We start from the raw sequence: 18,956 nt of genomic DNA on the forward strand, positions 1-18,956 counted from the left end.
ATGCAAACCAACCTGAGCGAAACCGCCCGACGCCTGGCCCGCGCCGACGAGGCCGAAAGCATCCTGCGCTCCTGCGTGCACTGTGGCTTCTGTACCGCCACGTGCCCCACCTACCAGCTGCTGGGCGATGAACTGGACGGCCCACGCGGGCGCATCTACCTGATCAAGCAGATGCTCGAAGGCGCGCCGATCACCGCCAGCACCCAGTTGCACCTGGATCGCTGCCTGACCTGCCGCAACTGTGAAACCACCTGCCCTTCCGGGGTGAAGTACCACGACCTGCTGGACATTGGCCGCGCCGTGGTCGAACAGCAGGTGCCACGCCCGCTCGGCCAGCGCCTGCTGCGCCAGGGCCTGCGCGCAGTGGTGCCACGCCCGGCGCTGTTCAAGGCCCTGACCCGCAGTGGCCAGGCCCTGCGCCCACTGCTACCGGCAACGCTCAAGCGCAAGCTGCCGGCGCGGGTCACCACCCCCGGCCAACGCCCCGCACCGCGCCATGCGCGGCGGGTGCTGATGCTGGAAGGCTGCGTGCAACCGGCCCTGTCGCCCAACACCAACGCAGCCGCCGCACGCCTGCTGGACCGCCTGGGCATCAGCGTGGTGCCAATCCGGCAGGCCGGCTGCTGTGGCGCGGTGGACTATCACCTCAATGCCCAGGAACAAGGCCTGCAACGGGCGCGGCGCAATATCGATGCCTGGTGGCCTGCCATCGAAGCCGGCGCCGAGGCCATCGTGCAAACCGCCAGCGGCTGCGGCGCGTTCGTGCGTGACTACGGCCACCTGCTGGAAAAGGACCCGCGCTACGCCGCCAAGGCCGCACGGGTCAGCGCCCTGTCCCGCGACCTGGTGGAGGTGCTGCGCGACGAGCCGGTCGAGCAACTGGGCCTGTGCGCCGAACAGCGCCTGGCCTTCCATTGCCCATGCACCCTGCAGCACGCGCTGAAGCTGGGGGGTGCGGTGGAGGCGTTGCTGACACGCCTGGGCTTCACCTTGACCCCGGTACCGGACGGCCACCTGTGCTGCGGCTCGGCCGGCACCTATTCGCTGACCCAGCCCGAGCTGTCGCTACAGCTGCGCGACAACCGCCTCAACGCCCTGGAAAGCGGCAAGCCGCAAGTCATCGCCACCGCCAACATCGGCTGCCAAGCCCACCTCGACGGGGCCGGACGCACACCGGTGCGGCACTGGATCGAAATCGTCGAAGCAGCCTTGAACCCGGAGAACCACCATGCATAGCAAGTTCGTGATCGGCCAGGCCGAAGTCGCCAAAGTGCTGACCGCCGCCCGCCAGGAAGCCCAGGCACAACAATGGAACGTGACCATTGCCGTGGTCGACGACGGCGGCCACCCGCTGGCCCTGGAGCGCCTGGACGGCTGCGCGCCGGCCAGCGCCTACATCGCGATGGAAAAGGCCCGCACTGCCGCACTGGGGCGCAAGGAGACGCGAGATTACGAGGAAATGGTCAATGGTGGCCGTACTGCTTTCGTTACCGCGCCGCTGCTGACCAGCCTGGAAGGTGGCGTACCGCTGCGGGTGGATGGCCAGGTGGTGGGGGCGATCGGCGTGTCCGGGGTCAAGGCCGAGCAGGATGCCCAGGTGGCCAAGGCCGGGGCGGCTGCCCTCTGAATCCTGTGCCGGCCTCTTCGCGGGTAAACCCGCTCCCACAGGTGCTGCACAGGCCTCAGGCCTTGTGAAAGCCCTGTGGGAGCGGGTTCACCCGCGAAAGGGCCGGCAAAAGCAACATTTACCCAGAAGACTGAACCTCGAGCGAACAGACAATGCCAAACCATCCACTCCAGATCGCCCCCACCCTGCAGCGCTTCATCGAAGATGAGGTCCTCCCCGGCACCGGCATCGAAGCCCGCACCTTCTGGCAAGGCTTCAGCACCCTGATCCACGACCTCGCACCACAAAACCGCGCCCTGCTCGCCGAACGCGAGCGCCTGCAGACAGAACTCGACAACTGGCACCGCCGGCACCCCGGCCCGATCCGTGACATGGCCGCCTACCAGCATTTCCTGCAAGGCATCGGCTACCTTGTAGAGCCCCCGGCAAGCGTGCAGGTCAGCACCCGCAACGTTGACCGCGAGATCGCCGTGCAGGCCGGCCCGCAACTGGTGGTGCCACTGAGCAACGCCCGCTACGCTCTCAACGCCGCCAACGCCCGCTGGGGCTCGCTGTACGATGCCCTGTATGGCACCGATGCCATCGCCGAAACCGAGGGCGCCGAGCGTGGCCAGGGCTACAACCCGCAACGCGGCGCCAAGGTGATCGCCTATGGCCGGCAGTTCCTCGACACCGCGGCCCCTCTCGACGGTGCGTCGCACAGCGACGCCAAGGCCTACGCGATCAGCCAGGGCACGCTGCAGGTAACCCTGGCCGATGGCCGCCAGGTCGGCCTCAGGCACCCCGCGCAACTGCGTGGTTACCAAGGTGAGCCGAACACGCCAACAGCGATCCTGTTGCAGCATCACCAATTGCATTTCGAAATCCAGGTCGACCCAGCCAACGCCATCGGCCGGCAGGACCCGGCCGGGGTCAAGGACATCCTGCTGGAGGCCGCGCTCACCACCATCATCGACTGCGAAGACTCGGTAGCCGCCGTGGACGCCGACGACAAGGTCAACGTCTACCGCAACTGGCTCGGCCTGATGAAGGGCGACCTCAGCGAACAGGTCAGCAAGGGCGGCAAGACCTTCGAACGCACCTTGGCCGAAGACCGCCACTACCACGGCGCAGACGGCCAGCCCCTGACCCTGCCGGGCCGCTCGCTGCTGTTCATCCGCAACGTCGGCCACCTGATGACCAACCCGGCTATCCACGACCGTGATGGCCGGGAAATCCCGGAAGGCATCCTCGATGCCGTGGTCACCAGCCTGATCGGCCTGCATGACCTCAAGCGCCGTGGCAATTCCCGCGAGGGCAGCCTGTACATCGTCAAGCCGAAGATGCACGGGCCGGCCGAGGTGGCCTTTGCCGACCAGCTGTTCGGCCGCGTCGAAGCCCTGTTGGGCCTGCCCGCACACACGCTGAAGATGGGCATCATGGACGAGGAGCGGCGTACCAGCGTCAACCTCAAAGCCTGCATCGCCAGCGCCGCGTCACGGGTGGTGTTCATCAACACCGGCTTCCTCGACCGCACCGGTGACGAGATGCACACGGCCATGGAAGCCGGCGCCATGCTGCGCAAGGGCGACATGAAAGGCAGTGCCTGGATCCAGGCCTATGAGCGCAGCAACGTACTGGTGGGGCTGGCCTGTGGCCTGCGCGGCAAGGCGCAGATCGGCAAGGGCATGTGGGCCATGCCCGACCTGATGGCGGCCATGCTGGAACAGAAAGTCGCCCAGCCCAGGGCCGGCGCCAACACGGCCTGGGTGCCCTCGCCCACAGCCGCGACACTGCATGCGCTGCACTACCACCAGGTGGATGTGGCGGCCGTGCAGCAAACGCTGGAACAGGTTGACCTGAATGCCCAGCGCGCCGAGTTGCTGCATGACCTGCTCAGTGTCCCGGTCAGCCCCGAGCGGCCCTGGAGCGCAGCCGAAATCCAGGCCGAGCTGGACAACAACTGCCAGGGTATCCTCGGTTACGTGGTGCGCTGGGTCGAGCAAGGGGTCGGCTGTTCCAAGGTGCCGGATATCCATGATGTGGGCCTGATGGAAGACCGCGCGACCCTGCGGATTTCCGCGCAGCACATTGCCAACTGGCTGCACCACGGGGTGGTCGATGCCGAGCAGGTCGAGGCGACCTTGCAACGCATGGCCGGCGTGGTCGACCAGCAGAATGCCGGGGACCCGGCGTACCGGCCGATGGCCGCCGGTTTCGAGGCATCGCATGCCTTCCGCGCTGCGCGGGAGCTGGTGTTCAAGGGGCGGCAGCAGCCCAGTGGCTATACCGAACCGTTACTGCATGGCTGGCGCTTGCGTTTCAAGCAGGAGGTTGGGCGCTGATGCTGACAGGGGCCGCTATGCGGCCCCACTGCATGAAAACAGGTGGTATCCCGGCACCTTCAGAAATTTCCTATTCGGCGCTCGGAAGCGTCCTACTTGTTGCCTCCGCCCTCTGAAAACATGATCGGCACTGGATGACGCAAGGTCGCGATCCAGAGGAGGTTCCGCATGCACCTGTACGCCCGCCCCACTGCCGAATTGCGCAGCACCCTGCGCGAACTGCTGGCCCATGACATGAACAACCCGGACGAAGACCCCCACCTGTCGGGGGTGATGTTCTTCTGCGCCACCGATGAACGCTCCCGCCAACTGATCGAGCGTATCGAGTTGCTGGCCAGCGAGTTGTTCTTCGACCCGAACGGGCGGGCCATCACCGAGCATATGAAAGCGGCAGCGGTGGAAGGCGTTCGCATCAAGCGCAACCGCAAGGCGCCGGCGGACGAGACGGTGATACGTATCGCGCTGGCGGACAAGGGCTACATCACGGTGAGTACTGCCCGGATCTGAGTTTGCGTTGGCTTTCTGGGGGTGCTTTGCACCCCATCGCGACACAAGGCCGCTCCCACAGGACATCACAGACTTTGATTGCAGCGCTGTACCTGTGGGAGCGGCCTTGTGTCGCGATGGGCCGCAAAGCGGCCCCATGCCCTTCCCCGACCAATCCGCTATCCTGAGCACTTCCCCGCTCCGGACCGCTCCATGGAACTGCACATTCGCCTGGAAGGCCGCAAAGGCCTGGCCGACCAGCTTTACCAGCAACTGCGCGCCGGCATCGACAGCGGCCACCTGGCCGCCGGCACCCAACTGCCGCCAAGCCGCCTGCTGGCAGAGCAGCTGGGCGTGTCGCGCAAGACCGTGGCCGAGGCCTATTCCCGGCTGACCTACGACAACCTGCTGAGCGGCGTGGTCGGCCGGGGCACCTTCGTCACCCCGCGCCAGCCGCTGCGCAGCAGCGAATCGACCGCGATTCCCCTGGCTGGTGCCGCGTCGCTCGAGCGCTGGCAGCAGCGCGCCACCGTGCTGAGCCGACGCCAGCTGGAGGCTCCGTCGCGTTACGACTTCATCGGCGGGGCCTCGAGCAAGGCGCAGTTCCCGTTCGACCAGTGGCGCAGTTGCCTGAACTATGCCCTGCGCCGCAGCCAGCGCCATCCCGAGCGGCAGTTCCCTGCCCAGGGCCTGCCGGAGCTGCGCGAGGCCATTGCCCATCATGTCGCCTATGCCCGCGGCGTGCACTGCAGCGCCGCTGACCTGCTGGTGTGCAACGGCGCCCAGCAGGCACTGGACCTGATCGCACGGGTACTGGTCGAGCCGGGTTGCCAGGTAGCCATGGAAGACCCGGGCTACCCGCCAGCGCGGCAACTGTTCCTGGCCCTCGGCGCGCGCCTGCAATCGGTACCGGTGGACGATGAAGGCCTGTGCGTGGAGCAGATCGCCGACGGCACCCGGCTGATCTACGTGACGCCCTCGCACCAGTTCCCGCTGGGCATGCCGATGAGCGAGCCACGCCGGCACGCCCTGCTGGCACGGGCCGCCGAGCTGGGTGCGTTGATCATCGAAGACGACTACGACTGCGAGTTCCGCTACCACGGCCCAGCCGCCGACGCTCTGCAGCGCCTCGACCGCCATGGCCTGGTGGCCTATGTGGGGACCTTTTCCAAGACCTTGCTGCCCGAGTTGCGCCTGGGCTACGCCGTACTGCCGCCCGACGTGCTGAAGGCCGCCTGCGTGGCCAAGCACCTCAGCGACTGGCACAGCCCGACCCTGTTGCAGTGGGCACTGGCGCGCTTTCTCGGCGAAGGCCACCTGAACAAGCACATCCGCCGTTGCCACGAGGTCTACAGCGCCCGTCGCGAACGCATCCTCGCACGGCTGGGCGGCGACCTGGCACCGTGGTTCAGCGCCATCCCCGCCAGCGCCGGGTTCCACCTCAGCGCCCTGGCCAAACCTGGGGTCGATGTCGAGCTGCTGGCCAACCTCACACGCAAGGTGGAGGTCGGCCTGTATTCGCTCGCGCCGTTCTTCAGCGAAGCGCCAGTGCGCCCGGGGCTGTTGCTGGGCTTCGGCGCCATCGAGCTGCTGGACATCGACCCGGCGCTGGACCGGGTGCGCGACACCCTGCAGCGCCTCAGTTGACCGGCGCGGCCTTGCCCGCCACTAACGGGCGAGCAATCGCCGCGGCATAACCGCGAGGGTTGAACCACGTGGTAACCAGCAGCATCGCTACCACGGTCACGGTCAGTAGCGTCCAGGAGGCCTGGAAATCACCGCTCATGTCGCGCAACCAGCCGGTGACGTAAGGCACCATGCCGGTGATGATGAAGCCGATGCCCTGCACGAACGCCGCCAGGCTGCCAGCCTCGGCAGGCGTCTTCAGGTGCTCCAGAGTAAGCGTCAGGCTCTGGCTGAAGCAGGCGCCCAGGCCGAAACCGATCATCGCCACCCACAGCCCCGAGGCCAGCGTGGGTGCCAGCAGCAGGCCGAGGAAACCCACCAGCTGGATCGCCAAGGCTAGCCACAGGCCCGGGCGCCGGTCTGCCCAGCGCCGCAGCAACAGCGGCAGGCCCAGTGCGCCGGCCACCTGGAAGATGGTCATCAGGCCAACCAGGTCGGCACCGCCCTGGGCGCTGCCACCATGCTCGATGTGATAGGCCGGCAACCAGGCCACCATGCTGGTGTAGCCACCGTTGATCAAGCCAAAGTACAGCGCCAGCAACCAGGCCCGACGCGTACCGAACCAATGACCGCCGGCGGCACCGGCCAGTTTCGCCGCCTCCTGGCGCGGCCGCAGCACGGCCCAGGCCAGCACCGCCAGCACGGCCGGGATCGCCCACACGCCCAGGCCGACCTGCCAGTGGCCGAAGTAGCCACTGATGTGTGGCCCGAGCACGGCGGCCAGGCCGCCGCCGCTCATCAGCGCAGCCGAATACAGGCCCATCGCCCCTGCCAGGCGGCCGGGAAACCAGCGGTTGACCAGCCCCGGCATCATGCCCTGCACTACCGCCACCCCCAGGCCGGCGACCACCGCACTGGCAATCAGCGCCCAGGCGCTGCCCAGTTGCAGGCGCCACAGGCAGGCCAGGGCGATGGCAGACAGGCCAGCAAGCATGCCGCCATGTTCGCTGATCCAGCGCCGCAACCAGGGTTGCAGCAAGGGCACCAGGCCCATGCACAGCACCGGCAACGCCGTCAGCAAGGCCGCCTGCTGGTAACCCAGGCCAGTACTTGCGCGCATGGGTTCGAGCAACGGGCCGATGCTGGTCAGGATCGGCCGCAGGTTCAGTGCCAGCAGGATGACCAGCAGCAGGTTCAATGCCGCTCTCATTGTGCGTTGGCCTGTTTCCACTCAAGGTAAAGACCGGCTTCGCCGCTGGGCTTCAGGGCGCGCAGCGGCAGGCTCTGTTGCTGGGGCGGGCGAGCCATCTGCGCGTATACCGCCGCGGTGGACAAGCCGTAGGGTTCGCCCTCGGCGTTGTCGTAGGCAAACCAGGCCCGCTCGATACCGCACAGGTGCATGGCCGCCAGGCACATCGGGTACGGGTGGCCGCTGGCGTAGATTTCGGCGCCGTCCAGGCGTGCCTGGCCCAGGGCGTGGCTGGCCTTGCGGATGGCCTGCATCTCGGCGTGGGCGGTCGGGTCCTGGGTGCTGTGGATCTCGTTGATCGCACGCGCCAGCACCTGCCCCTGGTACACCAGCACGGCGCCGAAGGGCCGGCCACCAGCCTGAATGTTGGCGCGGGCCAGGTCGAGCGCTTCGCGCATGTAGCGTTCTTCGGACATGAATCGGTTCCCCTGTTGCAAGACCTGATCATTATCCGGGCTTCGGCGGCCTGGCAGAAATGAAGAGATTGGATGCCTGTCAGTGGCCTCCCAAATGGCCGATTGGCCTCCCGCTTATGCGCGTGATTGGCTATCGGGGAGGCCAACGTGCGGCGCTACAGTAGCGCCATCCCCACCCCACACCTTTGGAGACAGCCATGCACAACCGTATCGAATGGGCCAAGCACGCCCCCGAGGCCTACAAAGCCATGGTCGGCCTGGAGCAGGCCTTGGCCAAGAGTGGCCTGGAGAATTCCCTGCTGGAACTGGTGCGCCTGCGGGCTTCGCAGATCAACGGCTGCGCCTACTGCGTCAACCTGCACGCCAACGATGCGCGCAAGGCCGGTGAGACCGAGGCACGCCTGCAGACCTTGTGCGTCTGGCAGGAAACCGCCTACTTCACCCCGCGCGAACGTGCTGCGCTGGCCTGGGTGGAGAGCCTGACCAGGCTGCCCGAGCACGGCGCGCCGCAGGGCGAATATGAAGCCTTGCAGGAACACTTCGAGCCGGCGGAGGTGGCCAACCTGACCCTGGCAATTGCCGCCATCAATGCCTGGAACCGATTCGGGGTCGGGTTTGCCATGGTGCCGGCCTGATCACTCTTGACTTCCTGTGCCGGCCTCTTCGCGGGTGAACCCGCTCCCACAGGTACAGCACATTTTTCAGATTCTGTGAGTCCCCTGTGGGAGCGGGTTCACCCGCGAAGAGGCCGGCACAGGCAACATCTCAACGCCCGGCCAACCGCGCCCGGTAGCTGCCAGGGCTCTGCCCGGTCCACTTCTTGAACGCCCGGTGAAACGCACTGGGCTCCTGGAACCCGGTCTGCTCGGCAATCTCGGCAATGCTCAACTCCCCTTCGCGCAACCGCTCGAAGGCCATTGCCCGGCGCACCTCATCCTTGATCTGCTGGTACGAACGCCCTTCCCGCTCCAGCTGCCGACGGAAAGTACTGGCACTGACCCCCTGCTGCTGCGCCAGCGCCGCCAGCGTCGGCCACTGCCCATAACGCCGCGCCCGCAGGTGCCGGTACACTTCGGCCACCAGCCCGTTCTGGTTGCGAAAGCGAATCACCAGCCCCTGTGGCGCACTGCGCAGGAAGGTTTTCAGGGCCGCCAGGTCCTGCACCACCGGCAGGCGCAGGTAGGCGCTGTCGAACTCCACCTCGGTGCGCCCGCTGCCCAGGCGCAGGTCCGGCCCCCACAGCAGCAGGTCGTCTTCCTGGGCCGGGCGCGACACCGCCAGCTCGGTGCGGTCGATGGCGATCCGCCGCCCGGCCAGCCAGCACAGCATGCCGATCATCAGCACCAGGTAGGTTTCCTCGGCATACACCCGGGTCAGCGGGTCGGCGATGCTCGACTGCACGCTGATCAGCGCCCGCCCGCCACGCACCGTCAGGCTGCCGCGCAGATCGCGCAGGAACAGGCCAAAACCGCCCATGCACTGGCGCAAGGCCTTCTCCAGGTTCGGCTCCAGGATCAGGCCCCGGCAGATCAGGGCGAAACTGCCCGGCGGCATGCCGTGGCTGTCGAGGCGGAAGAACTCATCGTCCAGGCGCTGGATCAGCGCCAGCCACAGCTGGGCGAAGGCCTTGGCCGGTACACGCGCCTGGGGCTGCTCGAGCAGTTGTGGGTCGATGCCCACCGCACGCAGCTGCGCATCGCGTTCGGCGGGGCAGTCGCGCAGGGCATGGAGCATGGCATTGAGGAAGTACACGGCGACCGAATCGCTATCGCGCATGGCGGTTTTCGCTGTCTATGCTGAGTGGCAAAAAGTGCCAGGTTGTCTGAACAGTTCCGGCATAGGCTGCAACAGAGCCTTTGCCTAGACTCGGTCCCACTCCGGGATCGTCGGCCATTCTCGCAGAGCCTGGCCCGGTCCCGCCATGCCTTCGCAATCGGAGCCCCTATGAGCAGCGCAGAAATCTACGTCGTCAGTGCCGTCCGTTCAGCCATTGGTGGTTTTGGCGGTTCCCTCAAGGACCTGCCGCTAGCCGACCTGGCCAGCGCCATCACCCGCGCCGCCATCGAGCGCTCGGGCGTGGCCGCCGAGCAAGTCGGCCACCTGGTGATGGGCACGGTGATCCCCACCGAACCGCGTGACGCCTACCTGGCCCGCGTAGCGGCAATGAACGCCGGCATCCCCAAGGAAACCCCGGCATTCAACGTCAACCGCCTGTGCGGCTCGGGCCTGCAGGCCATCGTCTCGGCAGCCCAATGCCTGCTGCTCGGCGACACCGACGTGGCCGTGGCGGCCGGTGCCGAATCCATGAGCCGTGGCCCGTACCTGCTGCCGCAGGCACGCTGGGGCGCTCGCATGGGTGATCTGCAAGGCATCGACTATACCGTCGGTGTGCTGCAGGACCCGTTCGAACACTTCCATATGGGCATCACCGCCGAGAACGTTGCGGCCAAGCACGGCATTACCCGCGAAATGCAGGATGAACTGGCCCTGACCAGCCAGCGCCGCGCCGCTCGCGCCATTGCCGAAGGCCGCTTCGCCAGCCAGATCGTTCCGCTGGAACTGAAAACCCGCAAGGGCAGCGTGCAGTTCAGCACTGACGAGCATGTGCGTGGCGAGGTGACCGCCGAGCAACTGGCAGGGATGAAGGCGGTGTTCAAGAAAGACGGTACCGTTACCGCCGGCAACGCCAGTGGCATCAACGACGGCGCTGGCGGCCTGGTACTGGCCACTGGTGATGCGGTGCGCCGCCTGGGCCTGAAGCCCCTGGCCCGCCTGGTGGGCTATGCCCATGCCGGCGTCGAGCCTGAACTGATGGGCCTTGGCCCGATCCCGGCCACCCGCAAGGTGCTGGAGAAGACCGGCCTGAGTGTGCAGGACCTGGACGTGATCGAGTCCAACGAAGCCTTCGCTGCCCAGGCCTGCGCCGTAGCTCGCGAGCTTGGCTTCGACCCGGAAAAGGTCAACCCCAACGGTTCGGGCATTTCCCTGGGTCACCCGGTGGGCGCCACCGGCGCGATCATCGCCACCAAGGCCATCCATGAGCTGCAGCGCATCCAGGGCCGCTATGCCCTGGCCACCATGTGCATCGGTGGTGGCCAAGGCATCGCCTTGGTCTTCGAGCGCGTCTGACGGAGCCTGACACATGAGCATTGAACAGATTGCCGTGATCGGCGCAGGCACCATGGGCAACGGCATTGCCCAGGTGTGCGCGGTAGCCGGCTACCAGGTGCTGCTGGTGGACGTGTCCGACGCTGCGCTGGAGCGCGGCGTGGCCACCTTGAGCAAGAACCTCGAGCGCCAGGTCGCCAAGGGTACCCTCGACGCCGACAAGGCGGCAGCTGCCCGCACCCGCATTCGCACCAGCACCGACTACACCCAGCTCAGCAGCGCGCAAATGGTGATCGAAGCCGCCACCGAGAACCTGCAGCTCAAGCAGCGCATCCTGCAGCAGGTGGCCGCCAACGTCGCCGCCGACTGCCTGATCGCCACCAACACCTCGTCGCTGTCGGTCACCCAGCTGGCGGCCAGCATCGAGCACCCCGAACGCTTCATCGGCGTGCATTTCTTCAACCCGGTGCCGATGATGGCGCTGGTCGAGATCATTCGCGGCCTGCAGACCAGCGACAGCACCTACGCCCAAGCGCTGGTGGTGACCGAAAAGGTCGGCAAGACCCCGATCACCGCCGGCAACCGCCCTGGGTTCGTGGTCAACCGCATCCTGGTGCCGATGATCAACGAAGCGATCTTCGTGCGCCAGGAAGGCCTGGCCAGTGCCGAGGACATCGACACCGGCATGCGCCTGGGCTGCAACCAGCCGATCGGCCCGCTGGCCCTGGCCGACCTGATCGGCCTGGACACCCTGCTGGCGATCATGGAGGCCTTCCATGAAGGCTTCAACGACAGCAAGTACCGCCCTGCCCCGCTGCTCAAGGAAATGGTCGCGGCCGGTTGGCTGGGGCGCAAGAGCGGCCGCGGTTTCTTCACCTACTGAGGAGCGAACGCCATGCCCCCGGTCAATGCCGCGATGCGCTGTGCCAACTTTGAAGAGCGACGTGACCGGGCCATGGCGCTGTTTGCCGAAAAGGGCTTCGGCCAGGTCAGCATGCGCGAGCTGGCGGCCCATGTGGGGCTTACCGCAGGCTCGCTGTATCACCACTTCCCCAGCAAGCAGGACCTGCTGTACGACCTGATCGAGGAGTTGTACGAGGAATTGCAGGCCACCCTGGACCAGGGGCGCCGGGCCATGGCGCGCGGGGCGTCGGCGCTGAGCTGCCTGATTGCCGCGCACTGGCAGCTGCATGCCGAGCGGCCCATGCAGTTTCGCCTGGCGGAGCGCGACTTCTGTTGCCTGAGCGACGACCAGCAGGCGCGCCTGGCCTTGTTGCGCAAGCGCTATGAGGCGGGGTTGCTGAGGTTGATCGCACCGCAGGCGAAGTTGCAGGGACAGGCCCTGGTGGCCACGGCGCATGTGGTGGCGACGCTGCTGAACCAGTTGCCGGGGCTGTTGAAGGCCTTGCCCGAAGAACAGGGGCTGGGGTTGATGGAAAGCATGCTGGTGGGTGGGCTGGAGCGGACCCTGCGCTAGCCTGCTCCGGCCCTTTCGCGGGTAAACCCGCTCCCACAGGAACTGTGCAAGTCTCAAGGTTTGCACGGTTCCTGTGGGAGCGGGTTTACCCGCGAAAGGGCCAGTGCAGGCTAGCGCAGGAGCGACTGGATCTGCTCGTGCAAGGTATCCAGGTCGAACGGCTTGGCCAGGATCGGTGCCTTGCGGGTGATCGGGCTGCCGGACTCGAGAATCTCCGCCGGGTAGCCGCTGATGAAGATCACCTTCAGGTCCGGCCGCAACTTCACTGCCGGCTCGGCAATGTCCACCCCGGAAATCCCGCCCGGCAAGCGGAAGTCCGTCACCATCAGGTCGAGGTGCGGCTTGCTCGCCAGGATCGCGAACGCCTGCTCGCCATCCTCGGCCACCAGCACGTGGTAGCCCTCGCCTGCCAGGTAATCACGCAGGATCATGCGAATCGCCGGTTCGTCCTCGACCACCAGTACTACATCTTGTGCATCTTCACTCATGTCAACGCCTTGAAATACTTACAGCTGGCCATCAGACCCCAGGCTCACGCAGAGGTTGCCCTTGCCTGGTCGTTTTGTTGTTCGCAGGTTGCCAGTGGCAATTGCAAGGTGAAGGTGGCGCCTTTGCCCTCTTCACTCTCCACCAATATGCGCCCGCCATGGGCCTGGACGATCTGCTCCGATATGTACAGCCCCAGGCCCAACCCACCACTGGCCTGCTGGGTGGCGACCCGCTCGAACTGCTGGAAGATGCGCTGCTGGTTGGCAACGCAGATGCCGATGCCATGGTCCTGCACCTGCACGCAGGCCAGGCCGTCCTGCTCGAATACCCGCACCTGCACCGGTTTGCGCTCACCATAACGCAAGGCATTGGACAACAGGTTGGCCAGCACCTGCTCGATGCGAAACTCGTCCCACTCGCCCAGCAGCGGCTCGCAGCGTTGCAACTCGATATGGGTGTCCAGTGCGCTGGCCTGAGCAGCAAAGTTCTCCACCAGGCCGCGCACCAGTTGGCCCAGGTCGAACGCCTTGGGCCGCAGCGACAGTTTGCCGGTGCGGATGCGCGATACATCAAGCATATCTTCGACCAGGCGGATCAGGCTGTTGATCTGCCGCTCGTCGCGCTCGACCATGGCCTGCAGCTTGTCGACGCTGAAGGCGGCAAGGTTGCCGCGTGCCAGGTGCAGCTTGCGCAGCTGGGTTTCCAGGATCAGGCCATTGAGCGGGGTGCGCACCTCGTGGGACACGATCGACATGAAGTCATCGCGCATGCGCACGGCATGCTCCAGTTCACCCCGCGCTGTCTGCAGCTGGGCCAGCAGCAGCTCCTGCTCCTGGCGGCTGCGTTCCAGGGCCTGCAATTGGCGGTCGAGCACCTTGCGCTGGCGGTACAGGTCGACGAACACCGACACCTTGCTCTTCACCGCCAGGGTGTCGAGCGGCTTGTGCAGAAAGTCCACCGCGCCGCTTTCATAGCCCTTGAACGCGTAGTTCATCTCGCGCCCGGCGGCAGTGACGAACACGATGGGGATGTTGCGGGTCTTTTCCGTGCCGCGCATCAGCTCGGCCAGCTCGAAACCGTTCATGCCCGGCATCTGCACGTCGAGAATGGCCAGGGCGAACTCGTGCTCGAGCAACAGTGACAACGCTGCCTCGGCCGACTGGGCCTGGTGCACCTCGCGGTCTTGGCCCTGGAGCAGGGCGTCGAGGGCCAGCAGGTTTTCTGGCAGGTCGTCGACGATCAGCAGTTTGGCGATGGTGTGGCTTAGCATGCGCTGGGTTCCAGGGCGGCGAGCAATCGCTCGATGCCACTCAGAGAAAGAATATGGTCGGGCTGGTGCAGGGCCAGTGCGGCCTCCGGCATCAGCGCCACCTGTGCGTCGCAAGGGTCCTGGACCACGGTCCGGCCCCCATTGCGCTTGATATAGGCAAGGCCTTCTGCGCCATCCTCGTTGGCCCCGGTGAGCAACATGCCCAGCAGGCCGGCACCATAGGCATCGGCCGCCGACATGAACAGGTAGTCGATCGCCGGCCGGGAAAAATGCACCGGCGGCTCCTGGCTCAGCGACAGGGTCAGGTCACGCTCCACCGACAGGTGATAACCCGGCCCGGCCACGTAGATCTGCCCGGGGCGCAGCGGCTGTTTGTCACAGGCCTCGCACACTGGCCGCCGCAGGCGACGTTGCAGCACCTCGGCCAGCTGGCTGTGGCGGTCATCCGGCAGGTGCAGCACGCAAATTACCGGAATGGCGAAGCCGGCCGGCAACGCGCCCAGCACACTGAATAGCGCTGTAACGCCGCCGGCCGAGGCGCCGATCACCATCGCGCGTACGCCTTTCATGACTTGCGGTAGATCCGTTCGGGCTTGACCAGCGGCTCGAAGCGCTCGCTGTAGGCGGAGAAATCCACCGATTCCTTGCTGCCCAGCACCAGGAAGCCGCGGTGGCACAGGGACTCGTGGAACAGGCCCAGGGCGCGGTCCTGCAGTTCCTTGTTGAAGTAGATGAGCACGTTGCGGCACGACACCAGCTGGGTTTCGGAAAACACGCTGTCGGTGGCCAGGCTGTGGTCGGCGAAAGTCACGTTGTCCCGCAGGGTGCTGTCCATGATGGCGTTGCCGTAGGCGGCCGTGTAGTACTCGGCAAAGTCCCGTCGGCCACCGGCGATGCGATAGTTTTCGGCGTACTCGCGCATGCTCTGCATCGAGTAGATACCCTGCTTGGCCTTGTCCAGCGAATGCGGGTTGATGTCGGTGGCATAGATGATGGTGCGCTCCAGCAGGCCCTCCTCGCGTAGCAGGATGGCCATCGAATACACCTCCTCGCCCGTGCTGCAGCCGGCAATCCACACCTTGATCGACGGCCAGGTGCGCAGCAGCGGCACCACTTCGTTGCGCAGCGCCAGGTAGTGCCCCGGGTCGCGGAACATCTCGCTGACCGGGATCGTCAGGTACTGCAGCAACTGCATGAACATGCCTGGGTCGTGCAGCACGCGCTCCTGCAGCGCCGACACCGTCAGGCAGTCGAACTGGCGCAGCGCATGCAGGATCCGGCGCTTGATCGACGCGCCGGAATAGTTGCGGAAATCGTAGCTGTACTTGAGGTAGATGGCCTCGATCAGCAAGCGGATTTCGATATCGGTGTTACGTTCGCTAGTCAAATTCGCTCCAGTTGCGGCAGCCACACACGGATCAGCGAGAACAAGCGGTCCAGGTCGATCGGTTTGGCCAGGTAGTCGTTGGCGCCGGCCTGCAGGCAACGCTGCTGGTCATCCTTCATCGCCTTGGCGGTCACGGCAATGATCGGCAGCTTGCGCCAGCGTGGTTGCTGGCGGATCAGCCGGGTGGCCTCGAAGCCGTCCATTTCCGGCATCATCACATCCATCAACACCAGGTCGATGTCGTCATGCTGCTCCAGGCGCTCGATGGCCTCGCGGCCGTTGCGGCCGATTTCGACGATCGCGCCCTTGTGCTCCAGCGCGCTGGTCAGGGCAAAGATGTTGCGCACGTCGTCGTCCACCAGCAGCACCTTGCGGCCTTCGAAAACCTTGTCGCGGCTGCGCGCGGTCTTGAGCATGCGCTGGCGTTCGTTGGACAGCTGCGACTCGACCTTGTGCAGGAACAGCGTCACTTCGTCGAGCAGGCGCTCCGGCGAGCGTGCGCCCTTGATGATGATCGAGCGCGAATACTTGAGCAGGTCGGCTTCTTCTTCGCGGGTAAGATTGCGCCCGGTATACACGATCACCGGCGGGAAGGCACGGATGTCTTCGGCGGTCATGCGCTTGAGCAACTCGTTGCCGAGCATGTCTGGCAGCTTGAGGTCAATGATCATGCAGTCGTAGATATTCTCGCGCAGCAACGCCAGGGCATCCTGGGCCATGGCCACGGCGGTGATCTCGACATCGTCGTCGCCGATCAGACGGGCAATGCTCTCGCGCTGCAGGTCGTCGTCTTCCACCAGCAGGATGTGCTTGAGCTTCTGGGTCAGCTTGGCCTCCAGCCGGGCGAAAACTTCCTTGAGTTGTTCACGGCTGGTGGGCTTGACCGCGTAGCCGACGGCACCCATGTGCATGGCGGCCTCGACGCGGTCCTCAACGGAAATAATATGCACCGGGATGTGCCGGGTGCTCGCTTGCTCCTTCAGGCGTTGCAGCACGGTCAGGCCGGAATGGTCGGGCAGGCGCATGTCCAGCAGGATGGCATCGGGGATGTACTGCACGGCCAGTTCGAAGCCCTCGTCGGCGCCCTGCGCCACCAGGCAGCTGTAACCCAGCTCGTGGGCCAGGTCGAAGAGGATGCGGGCGAAGTTCGGTTCGTCTTCGATCACCAGGATGCAGCGGTTGCCGAACGGCGCGCGCTCACGGTCATCGGCAAACACTGGTGTCGGGCGTTTCGGTGCCGCCACCACTGGTGCCTGCGGCGCGGGTGGCAGGCTATCGACCGCAGGGCGCAGGCTGAGCGGCTCGATATCCTGCGCCACGCGCTCATAGCGCTCCGGCAGGATCAGGCTGAATACACTGCCCTGGCCGGGGCTGCTGTCGACGCTGATCTGCCCACCCAGCAGGTGCGCCAGGTCGCGGGAAATCGACAGGCCCAGGCCGGTGCCGCCATAACGGCGGTTGCTGGTGCCATCCACCTGGTGGAATGCGCCGAAGATCGCCTGCTGCTGGTCGGCGGCGATGCCGATGCCGGTATCGCGCACGGCAAAGACGATGCCGGTGCCAGGCTGGTAACCGATGTTCAGGCTGACCTGGCCGCGCTCGGTGAACTTGATGGCGTTGGACAGCAGGTTCTTGAGAATCTGCTCCAGGCGCTGGCGGTCGGTGAACAGCGTGGCCGGCACCTGCGCCTCGGTGGTCACCTCGAAGGCGAGGCCCTTGTGCCCGGCCAACGGCTCGAACATGCTGCGCAGGCCTTCGACCAGGCGCTCCACCTGAGTGGTTTCAGGGCGCACTTCCAGCTTGCCGGCTTCCACCTTGGCGATGTCGAGAATGTCATTGATCAGGTTGAGCAGGTCGTTGCCGGCCGAATAGATGGATTCGGCGAACTTGACCTGCTCGTCGCTGAGGTTGCCCTCGCCGTTTTCCGCCAGCAGCTTGGCCAGGATCAGCGAGCTGTTCAGCGGCGTGCGCAACTCGTGGGACATGTTGGCGAGGAATTCGGACTTGTACTTGCTCGAACGCTGCAGTTCCTCGGCACGCGCCTGCAGCTCGTCCTGGGCCTGGAGCAGTTCGTCGTTCTTGCGGTCCAGCGCCTCGGTGCGCTCCGACAGCTGCTCGTTGGTCTGCTCAAGCTCCGCCTGCTGGGTTTCCAGGTGGGCCTGGGACTCCTTGAGCACGCGGGATTGCTCTTCGAGCTCTTCGTTGGCGGTTTTAAGTTCTTCCTGCTGCACTTGCAGCTCTTCGTTCAGTTGCTGGGTTTCGGCCAGCACCTCCTGCAGGCGCTGCCGGTAACGGGCGCTTTCGATGGAAATACCGACGTTGCCACGGACCCGCTGCAGCATCTCTTCGTCACGCTCCTGCAACGGCCGCAGGAAGCCCAGCTCCAGCACGCCGTTGATCTGCCCGTCGTCGCTGGAGGGCATCAGCATGGCACTGCGCGGCAGGCCCCTGCCAAGGCCGGAGCTGAGTTGGAAATAGTCTTCAGGCAAGTCGTCCAGGCGCAGCAGCCTCGCTTCGCGCACGGCCTGGGCCAGCAGCCCCTCGTGGTCACCCAGTACCTGCTCGCGCGCCTGCTCCTCGGCATCCAGGCCATAGCTGGCAACACGCACCAGGCGGCCATGTTCGTCACGCACGTACAACGCGCCTACCACGCTGCCCAGGTAGCTGGCGAAGAAACGCAGGATGTTGTCACCGAGCATGGGCAGGGTCAGCTGGCCGAGCACCTGTTCGGACAGTTGCGTCTGCCCGTTGCGCAGCCAGGCCTGATGCTCCAGGCGCTCGGCGGCGCGCTGCTGGGCCTGGAAGTTTTCGTCATAGGTAGCGGACAGCGCCAGCAGGTCGCGCCGCCCGAGGTAGGCCAGCAAGGCGCTGAGGCCGACGATGAACAGCACGAAGGACGACATGACCGTGACGGTCACACTGTTGACCCGCTCGTTGCGCGCCATGCGCAATTGTTGTTCGCTGCCGATGAGGTTGTCGAACTCCTTGCGGATCTCATCGGTCAGGCGCTTGCCGCGGCCGTTGCCGATCAAGGCGCGGTAATCACCCTGGCTGCGGCGCAAGTTGATCATCTCGCTGCCGAAGGTGTTCCACGCTTGCTGCAGGGCGATCAGCCGGTCGATGCGTTCGACCTGTTGCGGGTTGTCCTCGACCATGCCGCGCAGGCTCTGCAGGCTGCCGAAAATGCGCGGCTTGGCCACCTCGTAGGGGTCGAGGAAACGCTCATCGCCGGTGATCAGGAAGCCACGCATGCCGGTTTCCATGTCGATCGACAGTTTGACCGCTTCGTTGGCATTGCCGATCACCCGGTCGGTGTGCTCGACCCACTGCAAGGCCGAAAGCAGGTAGTTGATCACCGCAACGAAGGCCACGGCCCCCAGCAGGCCAACCCCCAGGGGTAGGCCGACGTTGCGGCTCAACAGCTTGCGGAAGCTTCGCTGGTCCATCGAGGCTGCTTGAATCATGTGAAAACGCCCGAGCTAAAAGTCCATTGAAAA

Annotated in this window: 17 protein-coding genes; 9 read left to right on the forward strand and 8 right to left on the reverse strand. The window is 65.6% G+C overall.

The window, feature by feature from the left end; genetic code table 11:
• The 5 genes from glcF to KDB76_RS18115 all read left to right on the forward strand — a co-directional run bounded on the left by glcF (position 1) and on the right by KDB76_RS18115 (position 6,084).
• A complete protein-coding gene (gene glcF / locus KDB76_RS18095) occupies positions 1-1,236 on the forward strand; it encodes a glycolate oxidase subunit GlcF (RefSeq protein WP_013973100.1) in 1,236 nt (411 codons plus the stop codon).
• Entirely contained in the window at positions 1,229-1,627 is a 399-nt protein-coding gene (locus KDB76_RS18100) for a heme-binding protein (protein WP_024087335.1), read from the forward strand. Before glcF ends, KDB76_RS18100 begins: the two co-directional genes overlap by 8 nt.
• Positions 1,628-1,779: 152 nt before the next feature.
• A complete protein-coding gene (locus tag KDB76_RS18105) occupies positions 1,780-3,951 on the forward strand; it encodes a malate synthase G (protein WP_013973102.1) in 2,172 nt (723 codons plus the stop codon).
• Positions 3,952-4,119: 168 nt separating this feature from the next.
• On the forward strand, positions 4,120-4,458 hold the full coding sequence (locus KDB76_RS18110; RefSeq protein ID WP_013973103.1) for a hypothetical protein: 339 nt from the start codon (positions 4,120-4,122) through the stop codon (positions 4,456-4,458).
• 192 nt (positions 4,459-4,650) lie between these two features.
• The gene (locus KDB76_RS18115; protein WP_013973104.1) at positions 4,651-6,084 is read left to right on the forward strand and encodes a PLP-dependent aminotransferase family protein; all 1,434 of its coding nucleotides are present in this window, start codon (positions 4,651-4,653) and stop codon (positions 6,082-6,084) included.
• On the opposite strand, the gene KDB76_RS18120 is transcribed toward KDB76_RS18115, so the two are convergent.
• Positions 6,077-7,273, reverse strand: a complete 1,197-nt coding sequence (locus KDB76_RS18120) for a cyanate transporter (protein ID WP_013973105.1) — start codon at positions 7,271-7,273, stop codon at positions 6,077-6,079. The two genes, KDB76_RS18115 and KDB76_RS18120, sit on opposite strands and share 8 nt — an antisense overlap.
• Entirely contained in the window at positions 7,270-7,728 is a 459-nt protein-coding gene (locus KDB76_RS18125) for a nucleoside deaminase (RefSeq protein ID WP_024087336.1), read from the reverse strand. The genes KDB76_RS18120 and KDB76_RS18125 overlap by 4 nt, the downstream gene beginning before the upstream one ends.
• Before the next feature lie 197 nt (positions 7,729-7,925).
• Between KDB76_RS18125 and KDB76_RS18130 the strand changes: the two genes are divergently transcribed.
• Positions 7,926-8,363, forward strand: coding sequence for a carboxymuconolactone decarboxylase family protein (locus KDB76_RS18130; protein WP_023661771.1), 438 nt, complete (start codon positions 7,926-7,928; stop codon positions 8,361-8,363).
• Positions 8,364-8,493: 130 nt separating this feature from the next.
• Here KDB76_RS18130 and KDB76_RS18135 read toward each other — a convergent pair whose 3' ends face one another.
• Positions 8,494-9,504, reverse strand: coding sequence for an AraC family transcriptional regulator (locus tag KDB76_RS18135; RefSeq protein ID WP_003259468.1), 1,011 nt, complete (start codon positions 9,502-9,504; stop codon positions 8,494-8,496).
• A gap of 168 nt (positions 9,505-9,672) precedes the next feature.
• On the opposite strand from KDB76_RS18135, the gene KDB76_RS18140 reads away from it, so the two are divergent.
• Genes KDB76_RS18140 through KDB76_RS18150 form a run of 3 tightly spaced genes read left to right on the forward strand, consistent with a single transcriptional unit; the run spans position 9,673 to position 12,313 of the window.
• Positions 9,673-10,857, forward strand: coding sequence for an acetyl-CoA C-acyltransferase family protein (locus KDB76_RS18140; RefSeq protein ID WP_013973108.1), 1,185 nt, complete (start codon positions 9,673-9,675; stop codon positions 10,855-10,857).
• Between the two features lie 13 nt (positions 10,858-10,870).
• A complete protein-coding gene (locus tag KDB76_RS18145) occupies positions 10,871-11,719 on the forward strand; it encodes a 3-hydroxybutyryl-CoA dehydrogenase (protein ID WP_013973109.1) in 849 nt (282 codons plus the stop codon).
• A 12-nt stretch (positions 11,720-11,731) separates the two neighbouring features.
• A complete protein-coding gene (locus KDB76_RS18150) occupies positions 11,732-12,313 on the forward strand; it encodes a TetR/AcrR family transcriptional regulator (RefSeq protein WP_024087337.1) in 582 nt (193 codons plus the stop codon).
• A 110-nt stretch (positions 12,314-12,423) separates the two neighbouring features.
• On the opposite strand, the gene KDB76_RS18155 is transcribed toward KDB76_RS18150, so the two are convergent.
• Genes KDB76_RS18155 through KDB76_RS18175 form a run of 5 tightly spaced genes read right to left on the reverse strand, consistent with a single transcriptional unit; the run spans position 12,424 to position 18,923 of the window.
• On the reverse strand, positions 12,424-12,801 hold the full coding sequence (locus tag KDB76_RS18155) for a response regulator (RefSeq protein ID WP_003256176.1): 378 nt from the start codon (positions 12,799-12,801) through the stop codon (positions 12,424-12,426).
• 44 nt (positions 12,802-12,845) lie between these two features.
• Positions 12,846-14,072: a hybrid sensor histidine kinase/response regulator gene (locus KDB76_RS18160; RefSeq protein WP_024087338.1), complete on the reverse strand. Its 1,227-nt coding sequence runs from the start codon at positions 14,070-14,072 to the stop codon at positions 12,846-12,848.
• The gene (locus tag KDB76_RS18165; RefSeq protein WP_013973112.1) at positions 14,066-14,641 is read right to left on the reverse strand and encodes a chemotaxis protein CheB; all 576 of its coding nucleotides are present in this window, start codon (positions 14,639-14,641) and stop codon (positions 14,066-14,068) included. The genes KDB76_RS18160 and KDB76_RS18165 overlap by 7 nt, the downstream gene beginning before the upstream one ends.
• Positions 14,638-15,459: a protein-glutamate O-methyltransferase CheR gene (locus tag KDB76_RS18170; RefSeq protein WP_003259474.1), complete on the reverse strand. Its 822-nt coding sequence runs from the start codon at positions 15,457-15,459 to the stop codon at positions 14,638-14,640. Before KDB76_RS18170 ends, KDB76_RS18165 begins: the two co-directional genes overlap by 4 nt.
• Positions 15,456-18,923 carry a response regulator gene (locus tag KDB76_RS18175; RefSeq protein WP_024087339.1) on the reverse strand — a complete coding sequence of 1,156 codons (3,468 nt, stop codon included), beginning with the start codon at positions 18,921-18,923 and terminating at the stop codon, positions 15,456-15,458. Before KDB76_RS18175 ends, KDB76_RS18170 begins: the two co-directional genes overlap by 4 nt.
• Positions 18,924-18,956 lie beyond the last annotated feature (33 nt).

Origin of the sequence: Pseudomonas sp. JS425, assembly GCF_018223845.1 — a bacterium.
In the GTDB taxonomy this organism is placed as follows: Bacteria; Pseudomonadota; Gammaproteobacteria; order Pseudomonadales; family Pseudomonadaceae; genus Aquipseudomonas; species Aquipseudomonas asiatica.

Bases quoted from the DNA above. Each gene is read 5' to 3' on its own strand.
- glcF (WP_013973100.1), top strand. From the start codon at position 1: ATGCAAACCAACCTGAGCGAAACCGCCCGACGCCTGGCCCGCGCCGAC.
- KDB76_RS18100 (WP_024087335.1), top strand. From the start codon at position 1,229: ATGCATAGCAAGTTCGTGATCGGCCAGGCCGAAGTCGCCAAAGTGCTG.
- KDB76_RS18105 (WP_013973102.1), top strand. From the start codon at position 1,780: ATGCCAAACCATCCACTCCAGATCGCCCCCACCCTGCAGCGCTTCATC.
- KDB76_RS18110 (WP_013973103.1), top strand. From the start codon at position 4,120: ATGCACCTGTACGCCCGCCCCACTGCCGAATTGCGCAGCACCCTGCGC.
- KDB76_RS18115 (WP_013973104.1), top strand. From the start codon at position 4,651: ATGGAACTGCACATTCGCCTGGAAGGCCGCAAAGGCCTGGCCGACCAG.
- KDB76_RS18120 (WP_013973105.1), bottom strand. From the start codon at position 7,273: ATGAGAGCGGCATTGAACCTGCTGCTGGTCATCCTGCTGGCACTGAAC.
- KDB76_RS18125 (WP_024087336.1), bottom strand. From the start codon at position 7,728: ATGTCCGAAGAACGCTACATGCGCGAAGCGCTCGACCTGGCCCGCGCC.
- KDB76_RS18130 (WP_023661771.1), top strand. From the start codon at position 7,926: ATGCACAACCGTATCGAATGGGCCAAGCACGCCCCCGAGGCCTACAAA.
- KDB76_RS18135 (WP_003259468.1), bottom strand. From the start codon at position 9,504: ATGCGCGATAGCGATTCGGTCGCCGTGTACTTCCTCAATGCCATGCTC.
- KDB76_RS18140 (WP_013973108.1), top strand. From the start codon at position 9,673: ATGAGCAGCGCAGAAATCTACGTCGTCAGTGCCGTCCGTTCAGCCATT.
- KDB76_RS18145 (WP_013973109.1), top strand. From the start codon at position 10,871: ATGAGCATTGAACAGATTGCCGTGATCGGCGCAGGCACCATGGGCAAC.
- KDB76_RS18150 (WP_024087337.1), top strand. From the start codon at position 11,732: ATGCCCCCGGTCAATGCCGCGATGCGCTGTGCCAACTTTGAAGAGCGA.
- KDB76_RS18155 (WP_003256176.1), bottom strand. From the start codon at position 12,801: ATGAGTGAAGATGCACAAGATGTAGTACTGGTGGTCGAGGACGAACCG.
- KDB76_RS18160 (WP_024087338.1), bottom strand. From the start codon at position 14,072: ATGCTAAGCCACACCATCGCCAAACTGCTGATCGTCGACGACCTGCCA.
- KDB76_RS18165 (WP_013973112.1), bottom strand. From the start codon at position 14,641: ATGAAAGGCGTACGCGCGATGGTGATCGGCGCCTCGGCCGGCGGCGTT.
- KDB76_RS18175 (WP_024087339.1), bottom strand. From the start codon at position 18,923: ATGATTCAAGCAGCCTCGATGGACCAGCGAAGCTTCCGCAAGCTGTTG.